The organism is Aquibacillus salsiterrae (genome assembly GCF_028416595.1).
Lineage (GTDB): Bacteria > Bacillota > Bacilli > Bacillales > Amphibacillaceae > Aquibacillus_A > Aquibacillus_A salsiterrae.
Genome location: NZ_JAMQKC010000002.1, coordinates 419806 through 439002 on the forward strand (window position 1 = coordinate 419806; position 19197 = coordinate 439002).

A 19197-nucleotide genomic window follows, 5' to 3' on the forward strand; every position below is an offset into this window, starting at 1 on the left:
AAGGAGTAGTGGTTAGTTATGGTAAGGTTCTCAAATTTATACCGGAATGATATTTATGAGTCTTTAACGAATGAGAAATTGGATGTTTTAGTCATTGGTGGGGGGATCACCGGTTCAGGTATAGCGTTGGATGCTGCATCAAGAGGATTGAAAACCGGGCTTGTTGAGATGCAAGATTTTGCATTCGGTACATCAAGTCGTTCAACTAAACTAGTCCATGGCGGATTAAGGTACCTCCAACAAATGGAAGTGCAAATGGTTGCTGAGGTTGGGAAAGAGCGAGCAGTTGTCTATGAGAATGGTCCGCATGTGACCAAACCAGAGTGGATGATGCTCCCCTTTTACAAAAAGGGCAATTTCGGCCCACTTTCGGCAAATGTAGGTCTTCGCTTTTATGATTTTTTAGCACAAGTGAAAAAGACTGAAAGACGAATGATGCTATCGAAAAAAGAGGCATTGAAAAAGGAACCATTACTTAAGAGCGAGCATTTAAAAGGCGCTGGCTACTACGTAGAATATAAGACAGATGATGCCCGTTTAACGATTGAAGTGCTGAAGAAGGCCATTGAGTTTGGTGCTCAAGCACTCAACTACTGTAAGGTGACAGAGTTCATTTATAATGAACAAAATAAAGTAGTCGGTGCAACTGTTGAAGACCAAATCGGGGGCCAACAGCATCAGTTGTTTGCCGAAAAAATTATTAATGCTGCAGGTCCTTGGGTTGATGAGTTACGGGAAATGGATGGGTCTAAACAAGGGAAAACACTTTATTTAACAAAGGGAGTACATCTTGTGTTTGATCAATCTACATTTCCGTTAAAACAGGCTATCTATTTTGATAATGAGGATGGAAGGATGATATTTGCCATCCCTAGAGACGGTAAAACGTATGTTGGAACTACCGATACGCCGTATGATGGTGATATCGCTCATCCTACTATAACGAATGATGATCGCGATTACATCCTTCAAGCCATCCATTACATGTTCCCGACCTTATCGATTACGAAGGATGACGTGGAATCAAGCTGGGCGGGATTGCGACCACTAATTGGTGACGAAGGAAAAGACCCTGATGAAATTTCTAGAAAAGATGAGATTTTCGTATCGGATTCTGGCCTATTATCGATTGCAGGCGGTAAGCTAACCGGTTATCGGAAAATGGCAGAAAGCGTTATCGATTTAGTCACGAAACAGCTGAAAAATGAAGTTGGTATTTTATATTCTAAATCAGAAACGAAACAGATTCCGATATCAGGTGGAGAAGTGGGTGGTTCGAAAGGATTTAGTCGCTTCAAGCAACAACAAATGAACCATGCAAAGGCACTTGGAATACATCTAAGTCAGGCAGAGATATTAATTAGTCGGTATGGGGCCAATGTGGAAAAGGTTTTTGAAAAATATGAGAGCTTAACAAACGAAGCGTTACAGGCTGGGATAGATCCAATTGTGTTTGCTGAGCTTCGTTACGCGATTGATGAAGAGTGTGTGTATAAGCCAGTTGATTTTTTTATCCGTCGTACGAGTGCGTTATTTTTTGATATAGCATGGGTGGAGAAGTACCGAAAACCTGTTAGCAATTATATGGGAGAGGTTCTCCACTGGACCCAAGAAGAAATGGGGTACTATGCTAGAGAACTGCAACAAATGCTAGATGTAGCTACGATACGTGAAGATTAACAAAGCCTGGGTTACTCACAAAGGAGTTAACCCAGGCTGTTCATTTAAAAGAAAAGAAAGTATAAAAATGCAAGAGCTGTCTAGCTCCGGGCGCGACTTGCGCTTTTCTTATTGCTTTGCATTTTCGAAGGGCTTGATTATTCCATATATTGCATCGGTGTATGGTAAAGTTAGTCCTTTTTGTTTCGCTAAACGTAGTGCTCCACCGTGTATGTGTTCTACTTCTAGTTGCCCACCTTTTCGACGGTCCTGGTGCATGGAAGAGGTTGCTTCGTCTGCAAGTGAGGCTAAATTAGACATTGCTTTACCTACGTGTTTACTTGTTAACGGGATGTCATATGCATTTGCTAACTGTTGCATTTCAATTAATACTTTGTTCGCTATTTCCAGTGTGGCAGGATTTCTTCTTATCTCTCCAATAGCTAGGTTAGTAGCTGTTGTGATTCCGGAGAACGCCGTTATAAACATATATTTGTTCCACATTTCAAGAACAACGTCATCTGAAACGACAACATTCATGTTGGCATTATGTGCGCTTTCGGCAAACTTATTACAGATTTCCTTTTGCGATGGGTGAAGAGGTCCTAGTCGTAAATCATGGAAACTACTGGAATGGACCACATCCCCATCAGAGTTAAGAGTGGATATAATAAAGCATAATCCCCCGAGTACCGCTTCTTGGCCAAGTTTTTCTTGTAAAATAGATATATGTTCCATCCCATTAAGTAATGGAAGTATTTTGGCTCCTTTATTAACTAAAGTTTTAAGTTGGGCAATGGAATTTTCCAAGTGGTATCCCTTTACACCAAATAAGACTAAATCGACTTCATCTATGTCGTTCGGGCTTGTAACTACTTTCGGTTCCTTAATTGCATAATTTCCTTCGACACTAGTAATAATTAATCCTTGGCGACTCAACTGGCTAGCGCGTTTTTCTCTAACAAGAAAGGTAACATCCTCTCCAACCTGTTCTAGCCTTGCACCAAAATATGCACCAACTGCTCCTGCTCCTACTACAACAATTTTCAAAATAATTCCTCCTATTGAACTTCATGCATTCTCTTGTGTGCTAGTTCGCATCATTAGATGTTCGATTCAGGTGTAATGACCTGAATGCCCTTTTTTCTGTTTTCGCTTAGCTGATTTATTTTGCATTTGAAAACCAGCCGTGGGTAACGTGCAGTTTCTAGAAAAATACAGGTATTGATCTGCAGCTAACCACTACTAAACATTACTATGCAAAAAATAGAAAAAAAATCACGGTATCCCCAAAAAAAGATGTAAGGGAGGACTGACTTTATTTCGCTATATATTAATAGTTAGAAATATGATATACTTCATACGGTAAAACTCGCAACTATAGATTACTAATGAAGTTGTTCAAAAGGGTGGTTTTCTCCTCTTGGACGATTGTAAGGGGGAGACTTAATGATTACCACAGAGGAAATTAGCATAAATGAAAAACTAGATAAAGTCATCCCATTTATTCCTGAAGGAGACTTCTATTTTACTAAAGGAGTAGAGGCCTTTCAAAAAAGAAAATTTGATCTAGCATTAAAGTGGTTAAAAAAAGCGGTTGAACTAGAACCAGATGAACCATTATACCAATGTCAAATGTCAATTATCTATACCGAAATTGGTGCTTACCATGCTGCCAATCAAATGTTAACTAAAGTACTCGCTGTAAATGGAGATAGTTACATTGATTGTTATTACCTCATTGCAAATAATTATGCGCATCTCGGTTTGTTACAAGATGCTAAAAAATATATAGAAACCTATTTAGAGAAAGCACCGGATGGTGATTTTCGTGTAGATGCTGAAAACTTGCTAACTGTTTTAGATATAAGTGAGGACGATGAAGATGATTGGGCTTTTGAGGAGGAAGATGAATTATTAGTCTACCAAGAAACAGCCTTTTTTCATTTGGAACGAGAAGAGTGGGAAACTGCCCTGCCATTATTAGAAGATATGATGGCTATGTTCCCGGAACATGTATACGCTAAGCACGAATATAGCTTTGCGTTATTTTTTGCTGGAAACGAACAAGAAGCACTAAATTTGGAAAGAAAATGGTTGAAAAAGGACCGACAATCATTGTTTAGCCATACGAACTTAGCCGTTTTTTATCATCATCGACGACAATATAAACTACGCGATCGTCATATTGAGGCACTTATGAAAGTATTTCCAATCCACGAACAACAAAAATTACGAATTGCACTTGTTCTAGCTCGTACCGGTTATTATGAAGAAGCTCTGCTTCGTTTTATGTCGTTACCCAAGTCTCAATTGCTTGGTCATATTTCCTATTATAAATGGTATTCGCTTGTACTTTATCGGGTTGGTCAAGTGGATAAAGCTAAGTTACTGTGGGAGGAAGGTTGTATGAAGCATCCCACTTTATTAGAAGTTCGCGCACCTTGGATATGAATAATGTAACCTCATCTTACAAAAAGTATGTAACATGAGCAGAATATTAGACCTTATATCATAAATAATTGATAATAATGTAGAATATTGCTTTTAAGGTGAAAGGGGCGAGTGGAGAATGTCCGAAGATCATATTTATGATGTAATTATTGCAGGTGCAGGCCCAGCAGGAATGACTGCTGCTGTGTATACATCTAGAGCGGATTTAGATACATTAATGTTAGAACGAGGTATTCCTGGTGGCCAAATGGCTAATACGGAAGATGTAGAAAATTATCCTGGATATGACCATATATTAGGTCCAGATTTATCTAATAAAATGTTTGAACATGCTAAAAAGTTTGGGGCAACATATGCTTATGGTGATATTAAGGAAGTTATTGATGGCAAAGAATATAAAACAGTAAAGGCCGGCAATAAGGAATATAAAGCTCGTACTGTCATTATCACAACTGGTGCACAATACAAAAAACTCGGTGTACCAGGCGAAGAGGAATTAGGTGGGCGTGGTGTTTCCTACTGTGCAGTCTGTGATGGGGCATTTTTTAAGCAAAAAGAGCTCATTGTTGTCGGTGGCGGAGATTCTGCTGTTGAAGAAGGCGTTTATTTAACACGTTTTGCAAGTAAAGTAACAATTGTTCACCGTCGTGACGAATTGCGCGCCCAGAAAATTCTTCAAAAACGTGCGTTCGACAATGAAAAAATAGATTTCATTTGGAATACGACAGTAAAAGAAATAAATGGCAAAGACGGTAAAGTCGGTAGTGTAACATTAGTTACAAATTCCGGTGAAGAATATGAACACCCTGCTGATGGGGTCTTTATCTACATTGGGATGAACCCACTAAGTGAACCATTTAAATCACTTGGAATCACTAATGAAGAAGGGTACATTGTGACGAATGAACGAATGGAAACCTCTGTGCCAGGAATCTATGCAGCTGGTGACATTAGAGAAAAAGATTTACGTCAAATTGTAACAGCAACAGGTGACGGAAGTGTTGCAGCACAAGCAGCGCAAGCGTACATCGAAGACTTACTAGAAGAGCTAAATGCTGTAGAGGAATAAAGTGCCTTTCAGGGGTTACCAAGGCGCCCCGCTTTTCTTACAAGATAAGAAAGTATAAAAAAAACCAAAAGCTGTCTAGCTCCGGGCGCCCTGCGCTTTTCTTATTAACCGTAATTACAATTTAACCTGGTTGTAACACGTACGAAATATAAATTGGGTATAATGTAATTAACTAATTGACCCCCTTTTTATAAATATAGATGAAAGCACAGGTGTATTTCGCCTGTGCCGTTTTTTTTTTTTACTTAGCTTTTTGGCGCTTTGAACTTTATAAGGAAAATATAAGCTGGACTACATAAACAGTATTTCTAAATCATTGTTTGTGAGAATATAAATGTTCATTGTATAATAAAGAAAGATTGTCTCTTCAAAAACGACTATCTTTTTAGAAAGAGTTGATAAGGATTGCGTCGAGTAACAAATTGTATATTGCGATATAAGGATCATGTATTACTATTGAAAAAACCGAAACGTGGTTGGTATGCCATGCCTGGTGGTAAGATGGAGCGTGGTGAATCGATTAAGGAATCTGTGATAAGGGAAGTTAAAGAAGAAACGGGTTTACAAATAAAAGAACCGAAGTTACAAGGAGCCTTTACCATACTTGTAAAAAATAAAGAAGAAATAATCCAAGAGTGGATGATGTTTACCTTTTTTTGTAGCCAATTTGATGGAAAACTTTTTAAGAAAAGTGATGAGGGTGAACTGGAGTGGGTACCTGTTTCTGAAGTTCTGAATAAACCGATGGCAGAGGGAGACCGCTCTATCTATAAACATATCCTTGAAAACGATCAAATGATATATGGAACGTTTACGTACACGGAAGATTATCATTTACTAAATGTCCGATTAGATCCACCAAGCGATAGTAAGCCTTAAAAAAGGAGAGGTCAACGTTGGCTGCTAAGGAACAAGAAACGAAGCTTGTAATTATCACAGGAATGTCCGGAGCTGGTAAAACAGTTGCAGTACAAAGTTTTGAAGATCTTGGCTATTATTGTGTCGATAATTTGCCTCCCGCATTACTTCCGAAATTCCTCGAACTAATGAGAGATGCTTCGAATAATATTCACCGTGTTGCGTTAGTTATGGACTTACGTGGCAGGGAGTTTTTTGATTCTTTATTTGAAGCACTAGACAAGCTCGGGAAAGAACAATGGCTAGAAGAACATATTTTGTTTCTAGATGCGGATGATCAATCGTTAGTATCAAGGTATAAAGAAACAAGAAGGTCCCACCCACTTGCTCAAGAGGGTCTCCCGTTAGAGGGAATTGAACAGGAAAGACGTATATTAGATGAGTTACGAGGAAGAGCGCAAAACATTATAAACACGACCAATTTAAAGCCAAAAGAGTTGCGGGAGAAAATTGTTAAAAAATATGGTGGAAACGGACAAGAAATATTTTCTGTCCATTTTGCTTCTTTCGGGTTTAAATATGGACTCCCGATCGACTCAGATCTAGTGTTTGACGTACGTTTTTTACCTAACCCTCATTATGTGGAACATATGCGTCCGTTAACCGGATTAAATGAAGAAGTATCCTCCTACGTATTTAAATGGTCTGACACACAGATCTTTTTGGAAAAGGTTAGTGATTTATTGCGTTTTATGCTACCTCAGTACAAAAAGGAAGGCAAAAGTCAATTAGTTGTTGCGATTGGTTGTACTGGAGGCCAACACCGTTCTGTGGCAATTGCAGAGCATTTTGCGAAGCAATTTTCTACTAACTATATTACACATGTTAGTCATCGTGATATAGATAAAAGAAAGGGACGTTAATTGTATGACTGTTATTAAAAAACGAAATGTGGCTGTTTTAGGTGGCGGGACTGGTATGCCAGTACTCCTTCGAGGCTTGAAAGACTATCCGATTGATCTATCTGCAATTGTTACCGTTGCAGATGATGGTGGAAGTTCAGGCCGGCTACGTAACGAAATGGCAATGCCAGCACCTGGTGATATAAGAAATGTAATAGCTGCGTTATCTGATGTAGAACCAATGCTGATGGAATTATTTCAACATCGTTTTAAAAATGGTAATAGCTTGTCTGGTCATTCGATGGGAAACCTACTACTTGCAGCAATGACATCTGTTACTGGGGACTTTTATAATGGGATTAAGGAAATATCGAGAGTGTTAAATGTGAAAGGGAAAATTTATCCTATTGCCAACCAAAACATGTATTTACATGCTGAAATGGAAGATGGCGAAATAATCACTGGTGAGTCGAACATCCCACTTGCAAATAAAAAAATTAAGCGAGTCTTTCTTCAGCCTGAACCAGTACTGCCGCTACCGGAAGCAGTCCAAGCTGTAATAGATGCAGATCTCGTTGTCATTGCCCCTGGTAGCTTATATACGAGTACCTTACCGAATATGATTGTACCGCAAATTGGAGATGCTTTAAGAAATACAACAGGTAAAGTTGTTTACGTTTGTAATGTGATGACACAACAAGGGGAAACAAGTGGCTATACTGCTGCAGACCACGTCCAAGCTATAACAAACCATGTCGGTGAAGGATGCATTCATTCAATTATTGTAAATAATAAGCCAATTGTCAGTGATGTCCGTAAAATATACGCCGAAGAAAACGCGGAGCCAGTTGTTTATGATACGGACCGGTTACGAAGAATGGGACTAGAAATAATTGAAGCAGATATCATTGACCACAGCAAAAGAATGCTCCGTCATGATACGGGAAAAGTTGCAAAATTACTTTATTCCTTGTTGTAAAAAAGCCAAACAACAGGTTAAACCACTGGGGAGGTGATGGGCTTGTCGTTTGCTTCAGACATAAAGAAAGAGCTCACTCAGATTACGAATGATTCTTGTTGTACGCAGTCCGAATTGGCTGCATTAATCCGAATGAATGGTGCTATTTCCTTTTCAAGGCAAGAATATGTTTTAGATGTCCAAACAGAAAATGCAGCAATTGCAAGACGAATTTATACGTTAATTAAATCGTTATATTCGTATCCAGTCGAGTTACTTGTTCGAAAGAAAATGAAATTGAAAAAGAATAACGTTTATATCGTCCGGATGGCAGAAGGAGTCCGTCCGATTTTAGCCGACCTTGAAATATTGGAAGAACCGTTAAAATTAATCCGATCAATCTCGAATAAGTTCTTAGATAAGCTTTGTTGTCGTCGAGCTTATTTAAGAGGAGCGTTTTTAGCGGGAGGTTCGATTAACAACCCAGAAACATCCTCGTATCATTTAGAAATATCAAATTTTTATCAAGAGCATAACAATGCTATTTGTGAACTGATGAATTCCTTTAACCTGCACGCTCGCATTTTAGAACGAAAAAAAGGTTTTATTGTCTATCTGAAAGAAGCGGAGAAAATAACGGAATTCCTCAATTATGTTGGTGCACACCAAGCTTTATTGAAATTTGAGGATGTTCGAATTGTTCGAGATATGAGAAACTCAGTCAATCGGTTAGTGAACTGTGAAACTGCTAATTTAAACAAGACAATTGGAGCTGCATTCCGTCAGGTCGAAAATATTCGGTTCATTGAAAGAACAGTAGGTCTTGATGCGTTACCTGATAAATTAAAAGAAATAGCAGTCTTACGTGTTGAGTATCAAGAGATGTCTTTAAAAGAGCTTGGCGAACTTGTGTCGACGGGTAAGATTAGTAAATCAGGAATTAATCATCGATTACGTAAAATCGATGAATTTGCTGAAAAGGTAAGAAAAGGTGAAGTGATTAATTAAAATGGGAAAATTGTCCTATTCGATTTCTTGTGGATAATTTAATATACATGCTATAATAGAAAATATCTCTCTTCCGCTGGACAGAGAGAATATTTTTTACATCTCTATGATAGCGCTTTCTAAAGGGGGGGTTAATTTTGATTGAAAAATCTGTTGTTGTAGAATTAGAATCTGGGTTGCAAGCAAGGCTAGCAGCCGAATTTGTCCAAAAGGCAAATGGATATGTCTCTGAAGTTTTTTTAGAGAAAGATGGGAGAAGAGTTAATGCAAAAAGTATCATGGGTCTTATGAGCTTAGCGATTACGTCTGGAGAACCAATTACAATTATTGCAAATGGAAAAGATGATGAAACAGCTGTTAATGAATTGACTAACTTTGTCAAAAACTAACTACTCACTTATTACTACGTAAATACAGCACCTTCCTTACAAATGTAAACCCCAGGAACGACAAGTAAATATGCCAATTATAGGCTATCCCTACAAGTTCATTAATGAGAATCTCACTACCCGGGCTATTAATTTTAAAGAATACGAAGAAAAGGGAGGATAAATATCCGCCCTTTTCTTCAAAGTTAAGAAAGTATAAAAAAATCCAAGAGCTGTCTAGCTCCGGGCGCCTCCCCACCTGAGGCCATGAGTCAATCCCTTTTGTGGCAAAGACCGCCACGTTAGGTCTTGTCTTATGCCTGGCGGGCTAGCAAGGCGCTTGCGCTTTTGATCTCGACTTCTTGTTATTCTTTTATTCTGTAGGTTTTTTCTCCATTACATTATCAATCAAACCATAATCTTTTGCTTTTTCAGCTGACATGAAGTTATCGCGTTCTGTATCGCGTTCAATGACTTCTAATGGTTGACCAGTTCGTTCTGATAAGATTTTGTTTAGCTTACTACGCATTTCAATGATACGATTAGCATGAATTTGGATATCTGTTGCTTGACCTTGTGTTCCACCAAGTGGTTGGTGAATCATTACTTCACTATTTGGTAATGCGTAACGCTTACCAGGCTCACCTGCTGCAAGTAAGAATGCACCCATTGATGCAGCCATACCGATACAAATAGTCGATACATTTGGTTTAATAAATTGCATTGTATCGTAAATCGCCATACCAGCTGTAATCGAGCCGCCAGGAGAGTTGATGTACAACGAAATATCCTTATCAGGGTCTTCAGCTGCTAGAAATAATAGCTGAGAAACAATGCTATTAGCAACATTGTCATCAATACCGCTTCCTAACATAATAATTCGGTCTTTCAATAGTCTTGAATAAATATCATATGCACGTTCCCCGCGGTTCGTTTGTTCAATTACTGTAGGTATTAAGTTCATTCGAATTTCCTCCTCTAACTTTATTAGTGTCGTTAAATACATTTGTAACTATGCTAATCTTAACTAATTGGTCAATAAAGGTCAAACAAAATGCAATGATTATGTATGTATTTTTCTAAGTAGCCTGTTTCGTTTGAATGTGGGATATCTTTGTACGCTTTTAAGTGAGGAACTTCCTACTATAACCAATTTTCTCCTATAAGTATCGTATCCGCTTTTCGTTGGAAATAAACCTAAATAGAGTTTTTTTATTTTAAAATAGCCAAGTTATTCTAATTTATGATTTGAAATAACTAGGTATGACACCTTGTCTAACTTATTCATCATTTGGTTATCATAGAATTGAATTTGATACGCCATTTGATATTTACCGATGGATGTTTTAAACTTTGACATCGAATTCTCTCCTCAATCATTGTTTAACTGTATAACTTATGTAGGAAAGTTGTCTATTGATAATAATTGCTCATTGGGTTTGGATTGAAATCATTTTACTAAAAGTTTGTTGAATTTTATATAATTATCCGTTATAATAAACTTTGTTCGATTTTTTGCTGAATACTGAATAAGTATTTTTTTTTGTGCGCCCGTAGCTCAGGGGATAGAGCAATGGTTTCCGGTACCATGTGTCGGGGGTTCGAATCCCTCCGGGCGCGTTAAGTTTAAGCGGATGTGTCTAGTGTTGGTGGACGTTGACAGAAAAAAACAACCATGCTAGACTACATTTTAATAAAAAACTAATTTACTAATTTTATATTTCTTATCCAGAGAGGTGGAGGGACTGGCCCGATGAAACCCGGCAACCATCAAGTTTTTCATGAACTTGAAAAGGTGCCAATTCCTGCTAAGCACAGTATGCTTGGAAGATAAGAGGAGAGCTGTACATAAACCTCACTATCTTCTTAGTGAGGTTTTTTTATAAGATAAGAAAGCATAAAAAGATCCAAGAGCTGTCTAGTGCAGGGCGCCTAGCCCCTCGGGGTCATAAGTCAATCCCTTGTGTGGCAAAGACCGCCACGTCAGGGCTTGTCTTATGCCTGTCGGGTCTACCAAGGCGCTTGCGCTTTTCTGTTTGTCTAGCTACAGCGCCTAGCCCCTCGGGGTCATAAGTCAATCCCTTTTGTGGCAAAGAGCGCCACGTCAGGGCTTGACTTATGCCTGTCGGGTCTAGCAAGGCGCTTTCGCTTTTCTATTTGTCTAGCTACAGCGCCTAGCCCCTCGGGGTCATAAGTCAATCCCTTTTGTGGCAAAGAGCGCCACGTCAGGGCTTGACTTATGCCTGTCGGGTCTAGCAAGGCGCTTTCGCTTTTCTCAGTCTAACGAAAGGTGGTGGTAATTCCTATGAAAATGAAAGTTGGCTTATCCCGGGATACAGGAACAATTTTAATCGGTGACCTGCAGCTTGAATCTGGAAAAATACTTACTAACGTGGAACTTGCCTATGAACGAGTTGGTTCAATAAATAACCCCGTTATCCTTGTCTGTCACGCATTAACAGGTACGCAATTTGCGGTCGGTAGTAATGATAGACCAGGGTATTGGTCTAAATTAATAAAATTAGGTGGATTTATAGACTTAGAGAAATACCAAGTCATCTCATTTAATGTACTTGGTGGATGTAATGGGTCAACAGGACCGCTTAGCCTTAATCCGGAAACGGGTGAACCATATCAAACAACCTTTCCATTTGTGACGATTCGCGATATCGTTAAGTCACAATACATGGCACTTGAGAAAATGGGAATTACACACCTGAAGGCAGTGATTGGTGGATCACTTGGTGGAATGCAGGCACTAGAATGGGGGCTATGTTACCCGGACATGATGGATGGACTATTTCCGCTTGCTGTTACGCCATATTTGAATGATTATGCAATCGCCTTTAATAATATTGCGAGGTTGTCGATTCTGCAAGACCCGAAATGGAACAATGGTCGCTATACACAAGACAATAGACCGGAGCACGGTCTAAGCCTTGCTCGAATGGTAGGGATGATTACATACCGGTCTAGTGATTTATTTAATGAGCGATTTGGTAGAGAACAACGCGGACCTGTTGGTGTTTCCCACGAAGAAATAGCCTACGAAATTGAATCATATCTAGATTATCAAGGAAAGAAGCTAACGAAACGTTTTGACGCGAATAGCTATTTATATTTGTTAAAAGCGATGGATACTCACGATATTGGCAGGGGGCGAGGTGGGTGGCAAACAGCTGCTAAAGGCTTCCAAGCTCCAGTATTTGCGATTGGCTTTACAGGTGATTCTTTGTTCCCAACTAAGGAATATAAAATTTTAATTGATTACTTACAACAGTTAGACATGACAAGTTCCTTTGAGGAAGTAGTAACCCAGTTTGGTCACGACGGCTTTTTGGTTGAATTCGGAAAATGGGGAAACTTGATTCAGGAGAAGTTGCAAAGTATTTAAATAATTTTAAAAATAAAAAAGTTTTTGACAAAATTCGCGCTTCATAGTAAAGTGAATAAAGACATTACAACTAAATCAATTAATTTTGGATCTCTTATCCAGAGAGGCAGAGGGACTGGCCCGATGATGCCCAGCAACCATTAAGTTAGTTCATTGTAACTAATTTAACAAGGTGCTAATTCCTGCAGGAAGCATACTCCTGAAAGATAAGAGGAGGATAACTAACGTTAAGCCCTCTTCTTATGAAGTGGGCTTTTTTATTGTCTACTCGGCTTCCTAGCCACTCGCGGCTTAACGCCAAGTGATTGATTGCAGAAACAAAGGGGGACTTTACATGACAAATTCTAAAAATTCAACGTATGACCTTGAAACACTATCATTACACGGTGGGCAGGCACCTGACCCAACAACAGGTTCGAGAGCTGTTCCTATCTATCAAACAACGTCGTATGTGTTCCATGATACAGAGCATGCTGAAAGGTTATTCGCCTTAGATGAACCAGGAAACATTTATTCCCGACTTGGAAATCCTACTGTTGATGTTTTTGAAAAACGAATGGCCCTTCTAGAAGATGGCGTTGCAGCAGTTGCGACATCCTCAGGAATGTCAGCCATAACTCTATCAATCTTAAATTTAGCTAGTGCAGGAGATGAGATTGTAGCTGCTGTAAATTTATATGGAGGTACTTACAACCTATTTGCTGTTACATTACCGCGGTACGGTATCAATGTTAAGTTTGTAGACCCGCAAGATCCGAATAGTTTTAAGGGAGCTATCACAGACAAGACAAAGGCTTTGTACGGTGAAATTATCGGAAACCCTGGATTACAAGTGTTAGATGTTGAAGCGGTAGCGGATATCGCACACGAAGCTGGGATCCCACTAATTATTGATAATACATTTGCTACACCATATGTTTGTAAGCCGATTGAACTTGGAGCAGATATCGTTGTTCACTCTGCAACCAAATGGATTGGTGGTCATGGTACGTCAATTGGTGGCATCATCATTGATGGGGGAAGGTTCAACTGGAACTCACCAAAATTCCCAACTTTCACTGAGCCAGATAATAGTTATAACGGAATTATATATGCAAAGGATTTTGGTACATTGGCTTTTGCAACGAAGGTTCGTGTGCAGTTGTTACGAGATTTTGGTGCTGCGCTTAGTCCTTACAATGCCTTTCAGTTATTACAAGGTCTTGAGACTCTTCACCTTCGTGTCGAGAGGCACAATCGCAACGCTGCAGAATTGGCTGAATATCTAATCAACCATCCAGCAGTCGAGTGGGTTACGTATCCAGGGTTAGAGAATCATCCATCCCATGAATTAGCGAAACAGATTTTGAGAAATGGATTTGGCTCCATGATTGTCTTTGGTATTAAAGGTGGCAGAGAAGCAGGCCGTGATTTAATCAATAACGTTTCGCTTTGGTCTCATGTTGCAAATGTAGGGGATGCAAAGTCATTGATCATTCACCCTGCATCTACTACGCACCAACAGTTAAACAAAGAGCAATTGAAAGAAACTGGTGTATCAGAAGAGTTAGTTCGTTTATCCGTTGGAATTGAATCGATTACTGATATAAAGAATGACCTTAATCAGGCACTTGCCAAAGCAACAGGAATTTCCACTGGCGAAACAGATGAAATAGTAATCAACGATGAAGGGGTTATCCGCTGGGCACTAACATCACCAAACGAACGCTACGTGGAAGATGGCGTAGAAAAATCAAGACAAAAGACGTTGGCGATTGTTGGTCTAAGTTCAAAAGAAGGTAGACCGAGTCTGCGTTTAGCTAGAAAAATGCAACGTTTAGGCTACAAAGTCGTACCAGTAAATCCGAATGAAACAGAAGTGCTAGGTGAGAAAGCTTACCCTGATTTGAAAAGTGTTCCATTCCAAATCGATGTTGTTCAAGTTTTTAGAACGCCGGAAGTAGCTGTTGAACTTGCTAAAGAAGCATTAGAAGTTAAGCCTAGAATATTCTGGTTGCAAGAAGGGGTATTTTCGCCAGAGGCAGCTGAAGTAGCAAGAGCAGGTGGCCTTCAAGTTGTCCATAACCGATGCACATATAAAGAAGCACAAAGACTACGTGGGTCGATTTCGACTTACGCTTGTGAAATATAAAAACAAATTAAAATGGGGGATGAAAATGAAAAAGATACCTTTTATTGATATTCGAAGTTTCTTAGTTGTTCTAGTTTTAGGATTAGTGTTAGTGGTTGCAGCTGGATGTTCGTCCACTGCAAGTTCGGAGGGGAAACCAGAGCAAATTAGATTGGATTATGCTTATTATTCGCCAACAAGCTTAGTACTTAAGAAGTTTGGTTGGGCAGAAGAAGAATTTGCAGAAGATGATATTGAAGTAACTTGGACATTAAGCCAAGGTAGTAATAAAGCCTTAGAATTTTTGAATAGCGATAGTGTTGATTTTGGTTCTACTGCAGGTGCTGCTGCTTTAATGTCAAAAGCAACTGGTGCACCAATCAAGAACGTCTATATTTACTCTAAACCTGAATGGACAGCTTTGGTTACTAATAAAGGTTCTGGTATCAAATCGGTTGCAGACCTTAAAGGGAAAAAAGTAGCAGCGACACTCGGTACAGACCCTTACATCTTTTTGCTTCGTTCTCTAGCTGCTGAAGGTGTTCCGGCTGATGAAGTGGAAATTGTAAACTTACAGCATGCTGATGGTGGTTCAGCGTTAGTTTCTGGTGATGTGGATGCATGGGCAGGACTGGATCCAACCATGGCTCGCCTTGAATTAGAAGAGGGTGCTCAACTTTTCTACCGTAATGCTGATTTCAATACGTATGGTTTCTTGAATACAAGAGAAGAGTTTGCGAAAGATTATCCTGACTACGTGAATCGTGTAATAAAAGTCTATGAAAAAGCAAGAAACTGGGTGATTGAGAATCCGGAAGAGGCTGCAGAACTTCTTGCAGAAGAAGCTGGAATTAACGTAGAAGTAGCAAAGAAACAATTAGAGCGTAATGATTTCTCTAACCCAGTTCCTGGTGAAGTTCACGTGAATGCACTTGTTGAAGCAGGTAAGGTGTTGCAAGAGGGAGAAGTTATTAAGCCTGACGTTAATATTGAAGAAACAACAAACAATTTAATTGATCCTTCATTTGCTGAAGAAGTAATTGGAAAATAATTAGATGGTAGGAGGGAAATACAATGGCGAAAAATCTTGAGGCACTCACGTCAGGTCAACTTACCGGAAAAGCAGCAGCAAAAACAAACAAGACAAAACGAAATAATGGAAAGCTAAAGCGTGTTGTCTTAGGAAGTATTTTACCAGTAATCTTAATCGTGGTCTGGGAGTTGCTAAGCCGAATGGGAGTCTTTCCTTCCTATCAACTTCCAGCTCCATCCGTAATTTTTGGAACAATCGTTGACATGGCTCAAAAAGGTACGTTATGGGGACACATTGGTATAACCACTTACAGGGTTTTTGCGGGTTTTGTCCTCGGAACAGTAGTAGCAATTGTGCTAGGTTCATTTGTTGGTTTTTACCGGAAAGCAGAACAAATCTTTGATCCGATGATACAAGCGTTTCGTTCAATTCCGTCATTAGCATGGGTTCCACTATTCATCTTATGGATGGGGATTGGAGAAACATCAAAAATTACAATGATTGCGGTCGGGGTTTTCTTCCCGGTTTATTTAAACATTGTTAGTGGGATTTTGGGAGTTGACCGCAAGCTCATTGAAGTTGGGAGAATGTATCGATTAAATACATTCCAATTAGTGAGTCGGATCATCTTACCTGCATCATTACCTTCATTCTTGGTTGGGCTACGGAGTGGCTTAGGATTAGGTTGGATGTTTGTTGTGGCCGCGGAATTAATGGGAGCAAGCCAAGGATTAGGTTTCTTACTTGTATTTGGTCAAAACATGACACAACCAGAAGTAATTCTTGCATCTATTATTCTATTTGCTATCATTGGTAAATTATCAGATTGGGTTCTTAAAATAATTGAAGAGCGTTCACTACATTGGCAAGATCGTATGGTCAAATCGTAAGAGGAGGTTAGCGTAATGAGCCTTGAATTAAGAAATGTGAGTCGGACATTTGATGGAAAGACAGCTGTGCAAAATATATCCGTTTCAGTCAAACCAGGCGAAATCGTTGGCCTTCTCGGAACAAGTGGATGTGGCAAAAGCACACTACTCCGGGCTATATCTGGACTCGATAATGACTATGATGGTGACATTGTGATTAATGGTGACACAACCAAAGGAATTCATGATACAACGGGTTTCATTTTCCAAGAACCGCGTTTGTTACCTTGGTTAACGGTTTTAGACAATGTAACATTTGGTTTGAAAGGGAAAAAAGAAGAAAAGGAAGCACGTGCAAGGCAATATTTAGAAAGTGTTGGACTTAGTGGCAATGAACATTTATATCCGAGACAACTGTCTGGTGGAATGGCTCAACGGGTTGCTATTGCGAGAGCGTTAGTGACTTCACCTGAAATTTTATTGCTTGATGAACCATTTAGTGCCTTAGATGCCTTTACAAAAATGCAGCTTCAAGATTTATTACTCGATGTATGGAAAACGTATCAATCAACAATTGTTCTTGTCACACATGACATTGATGAAGCGACATACCTTTGTGACCGAGTCATTATCCTTCGGGGCCAACCGGGTGAAATTGATCGTGAAATAATAATTTCTGACCAACGGCCACGGCCTAGAGGTAGTGAAAGACTGGCAAGCTATAAAGCTGAGATCTTAGATAGCTTAGATTTAAATAAACGATAAAGTTGTACCCGACATCAGTGGTTAATCCCACTGATGTATCTGTATAGACAAAAAAAGAACATAAGGGGGACAAAAAATGGCTTCGATTGCACAAACGACAATATCACCAGTGAAAGGTAGCTTTAATCTTTCAAACTATGATTGCGTCCGAAAATCATTTGATTGGGAAGATGCGTCAAAGGAATTACATTTTTGGGAAAGTGGTAAGGTTAATGCGGCATACGAGACAATCGATCGCCATGTAGTTGATGGCTATGGAGATAAAATTGCTCTTCATTATATTAATGAAAATGAAAAGCGTTCCCTTACATTTAGTGAAGTAAAAGAAAAGACAGACCATTATGGACGGATTTTAAAACAACATGGAGTGAAAAAAGGTGACCGGGTATTCATTTTTCTGCCAAAGACTCCAGAGTGTTATATATCAATATTGGCAGTAATAAAAATTGGAGCAATTGCAGGACCGCTATTTGAGGCATTCATGGAAGATGCAGTTAAAGACCGAATCAATGATTGTAAAGGTACCGTCTTGATTACTGATAAGGATTTAGTACAACGGGTGCAACGAGCAGATATTCCTTCCTTAGAGACGATTTTATTTTCTGAAGATATCGAAGCTACACCTGTAGAAAACGACAGAGAAGAAGTAGTGGAATGGTTAGGCAAAGAGGATGGTTTAATTATTCATTATACAAGTGGCTCAACAGGGAAGCCAAAGGGTGTATTACATGCGCACCGTTCGATGATTCACCATCTTCAATCAGGTAAATGGGTCCTTGATATTAAGGATGATGATGTATACTGGTGTACATCGCATCCTGGTTGGGTGACTGGAAGCGTATATGGATTGTTTGCTCCGTGGTTAAATCGAGCAACGATTGTCATTCAAGGTGGGCGTTTTAAGGCAGAAAACTGGTATCAATTAATGGAGGACTTGAAAGTTACTACATGGTACAGTGCCCCAACAGCGTTCCGGATGTTAATGTCACAAGGTGATTTGTTTAAAAATTATGATTTATCTTCACTGAGGCATATATTGAGTGTCGGTGAACCGCTTAATCCTGAGGTTATTCACTGGGCATGGAATAATTTGGGACTTAGAATTCATGATACATGGTGGATGACTGAGACAGGTGGTCACCTTATTGTTAATTTACCTGCAGAATTGATAAAACCGGGCTCGATGGGTCGGCCATTCCCAGGGATAACAGTAGGGATTTTAGACGATGAAGGAAACGAATTGCCACGCGGTGAAGTTGGACAATTGGCAGTTCGTGCTCCGTGGCCAGGTTTGATGAAAGAAATTTGGGGGAACAAAGATAAATTTGATTCCTACTTCAAATATGAAGGTTGGTATAGCTCTGGTGATTTAGCATTACAGGATGAGGACGGTTATGTCTTTTTTCAAGGCAGAAGTGATGATATGATCAATTCCGCTGGGGAAAGAATTGGACCATTTGAAGTAGAGAGTAAACTCATTGAACATCCTGCTGTTGCTGAGGCTGGTGTAATCGGAAAACCAGATGCATTACGTGGGGAATTAGTTAAAGCATTCATTACATTGCGGACTGGTTTTCAAGAGTCAGAAGAATTATTAGAGGAAATTAGATTATTTGTTCGGAAAAATTTATCTGCACATGCTGCCCCTAGAGAAATTGAAGTAATGAATGAGCTTCCAAAAACGAAAATAAGTGGTAAAATTCTTCGACGTAAATTGAAGGAATGGGAGATTCAGAAGGTTCAATAAGCT

At 39.3% G+C, this 19197-nt stretch carries 17 protein-coding genes, 1 tRNA gene and 2 riboswitches; of the genes, 15 read left to right on the plus strand and 3 right to left on the minus strand.

From position 1 onward, the window contains the following. Positions 1-18: 18 nt before the first annotated feature. Complete coding sequence (locus NC799_RS04425) at positions 19-1680, plus strand: glycerol-3-phosphate dehydrogenase/oxidase (protein ID WP_272445141.1); 1662 nt, start codon at positions 19-21, stop codon at positions 1678-1680. Positions 1681-1788: 108 nt separating this feature from the next. Here NC799_RS04425 and NC799_RS04430 read toward each other — a convergent pair whose 3' ends face one another. After that, complete coding sequence (locus NC799_RS04430) at positions 1789-2709, minus strand: ketopantoate reductase family protein (protein WP_272445142.1); 921 nt, start codon at positions 2707-2709, stop codon at positions 1789-1791. 399 nt (positions 2710-3108) lie between these two features. Here NC799_RS04430 and NC799_RS04435 point away from each other — a divergent pair, with 399 nt between their 5' ends. From NC799_RS04435 to NC799_RS04465, 7 genes are all read left to right on the plus strand, one after another. Continuing rightward, positions 3109-4113 (plus strand): tetratricopeptide repeat protein, encoded by a 1005-nt coding sequence (locus tag NC799_RS04435; RefSeq protein WP_272445144.1) that lies wholly within the window; start codon positions 3109-3111, stop codon positions 4111-4113. A gap of 118 nt (positions 4114-4231) precedes the next feature. Then, entirely contained in the window at positions 4232-5182 is a 951-nt protein-coding gene (gene trxB, locus NC799_RS04440) for a thioredoxin-disulfide reductase (RefSeq protein ID WP_272445145.1), read from the plus strand. A 405-nt stretch (positions 5183-5587) separates the two neighbouring features. Next, the gene (locus NC799_RS04445) at positions 5588-6061 is read left to right on the plus strand and encodes an NUDIX hydrolase (protein WP_272445146.1); all 474 of its coding nucleotides are present in this window, start codon (positions 5588-5590) and stop codon (positions 6059-6061) included. 17 nt (positions 6062-6078) lie between these two features. Further along, positions 6079-6963: an RNase adapter RapZ gene (gene rapZ, locus NC799_RS04450; RefSeq protein ID WP_272445147.1), complete on the plus strand. Its 885-nt coding sequence runs from the start codon at positions 6079-6081 to the stop codon at positions 6961-6963. Positions 6964-6967: 4 nt separating this feature from the next. Further along, positions 6968-7921 (plus strand): gluconeogenesis factor YvcK family protein, encoded by a 954-nt coding sequence (locus NC799_RS04455; protein WP_272445148.1) that lies wholly within the window; start codon positions 6968-6970, stop codon positions 7919-7921. A 42-nt stretch (positions 7922-7963) separates the two neighbouring features. Continuing rightward, positions 7964-8908 carry a DNA-binding protein WhiA gene (whiA, locus tag NC799_RS04460; protein WP_272445149.1) on the plus strand — a complete coding sequence of 315 codons (945 nt, stop codon included), beginning with the start codon at positions 7964-7966 and terminating at the stop codon, positions 8906-8908. Between the two features lie 137 nt (positions 8909-9045). Continuing rightward, a complete protein-coding gene (locus NC799_RS04465; protein ID WP_272445150.1) occupies positions 9046-9297 on the plus strand; it encodes an HPr family phosphocarrier protein in 252 nt (83 codons plus the stop codon). A gap of 352 nt (positions 9298-9649) precedes the next feature. On the opposite strand, the gene clpP is transcribed toward NC799_RS04465, so the two are convergent. After that, entirely contained in the window at positions 9650-10240 is a 591-nt protein-coding gene (gene clpP, locus NC799_RS04470) for an ATP-dependent Clp endopeptidase proteolytic subunit ClpP (RefSeq protein ID WP_272445151.1), read from the minus strand. Between the two features lie 267 nt (positions 10241-10507). Continuing rightward, positions 10508-10636: a hypothetical protein gene (locus tag NC799_RS04475; protein ID WP_272445152.1), complete on the minus strand. Its 129-nt coding sequence runs from the start codon at positions 10634-10636 to the stop codon at positions 10508-10510. 187 nt (positions 10637-10823) lie between these two features. On the opposite strand from NC799_RS04475, the gene NC799_RS04480 reads away from it, so the two are divergent. From NC799_RS04480 to acsA, 7 genes are all read left to right on the plus strand, one after another. Continuing rightward, positions 10824-10896 (plus strand) — tRNA-Arg (locus NC799_RS04480). 101 nt (positions 10897-10997) lie between these two features. Then, positions 10998-11113, plus strand: a riboswitch (SAM riboswitch). 468 nt (positions 11114-11581) lie between these two features. Further along, on the plus strand, positions 11582-12670 hold the full coding sequence (metX, locus tag NC799_RS04485) for a homoserine O-acetyltransferase MetX (protein WP_272445154.1): 1089 nt from the start codon (positions 11582-11584) through the stop codon (positions 12668-12670). A gap of 91 nt (positions 12671-12761) precedes the next feature. Then, positions 12762-12883: riboswitch (SAM riboswitch) on the plus strand. 121 nt (positions 12884-13004) lie between these two features. Further along, entirely contained in the window at positions 13005-14801 is a 1797-nt protein-coding gene (locus tag NC799_RS04490; protein WP_272445155.1) for a PLP-dependent aspartate aminotransferase family protein, read from the plus strand. Positions 14802-14826: 25 nt separating this feature from the next. Then, positions 14827-15831: an aliphatic sulfonate ABC transporter substrate-binding protein gene (locus NC799_RS04495; protein WP_272445156.1), complete on the plus strand. Its 1005-nt coding sequence runs from the start codon at positions 14827-14829 to the stop codon at positions 15829-15831. A gap of 23 nt (positions 15832-15854) precedes the next feature. Next, complete coding sequence (locus tag NC799_RS04500; protein ID WP_272445157.1) at positions 15855-16703, plus strand: ABC transporter permease; 849 nt, start codon at positions 15855-15857, stop codon at positions 16701-16703. A 15-nt stretch (positions 16704-16718) separates the two neighbouring features. Further along, on the plus strand, positions 16719-17447 hold the full coding sequence (locus NC799_RS04505) for an ABC transporter ATP-binding protein (RefSeq protein ID WP_272445158.1): 729 nt from the start codon (positions 16719-16721) through the stop codon (positions 17445-17447). A 76-nt stretch (positions 17448-17523) separates the two neighbouring features. Beyond that, complete coding sequence (gene acsA, locus NC799_RS04510) at positions 17524-19194, plus strand: acetate--CoA ligase (RefSeq protein ID WP_272445159.1); 1671 nt, start codon at positions 17524-17526, stop codon at positions 19192-19194. Positions 19195-19197: the final 3 nt, after the last annotated feature.

Coding starts and splice junctions, on each gene's coding strand:
- NC799_RS04425 (WP_272445141.1), top strand. CDS start 19: ATGGTAAGGTTCTCAAATTTATACCGGAATGATATTTATGAGTCTTTA.
- NC799_RS04435 (WP_272445144.1), top strand. CDS start 3,109: ATGATTACCACAGAGGAAATTAGCATAAATGAAAAACTAGATAAAGTC.
- trxB (WP_272445145.1), top strand. CDS start 4,232: ATGTCCGAAGATCATATTTATGATGTAATTATTGCAGGTGCAGGCCCA.
- NC799_RS04455 (WP_272445148.1), top strand. CDS start 6,968: ATGACTGTTATTAAAAAACGAAATGTGGCTGTTTTAGGTGGCGGGACT.
- clpP (WP_272445151.1), bottom strand. CDS start 10,240: ATGAACTTAATACCTACAGTAATTGAACAAACGAACCGCGGGGAACGT.
- NC799_RS04475 (WP_272445152.1), bottom strand. CDS start 10,636: ATGTCAAAGTTTAAAACATCCATCGGTAAATATCAAATGGCGTATCAA.
- metX (WP_272445154.1), top strand. CDS start 11,582: ATGAAAATGAAAGTTGGCTTATCCCGGGATACAGGAACAATTTTAATC.
- NC799_RS04490 (WP_272445155.1), top strand. CDS start 13,005: ATGACAAATTCTAAAAATTCAACGTATGACCTTGAAACACTATCATTA.
- NC799_RS04495 (WP_272445156.1), top strand. CDS start 14,827: ATGAAAAAGATACCTTTTATTGATATTCGAAGTTTCTTAGTTGTTCTA.
- NC799_RS04500 (WP_272445157.1), top strand. CDS start 15,855: ATGGCGAAAAATCTTGAGGCACTCACGTCAGGTCAACTTACCGGAAAA.
- NC799_RS04505 (WP_272445158.1), top strand. CDS start 16,719: ATGAGCCTTGAATTAAGAAATGTGAGTCGGACATTTGATGGAAAGACA.
- acsA (WP_272445159.1), top strand. CDS start 17,524: ATGGCTTCGATTGCACAAACGACAATATCACCAGTGAAAGGTAGCTTT.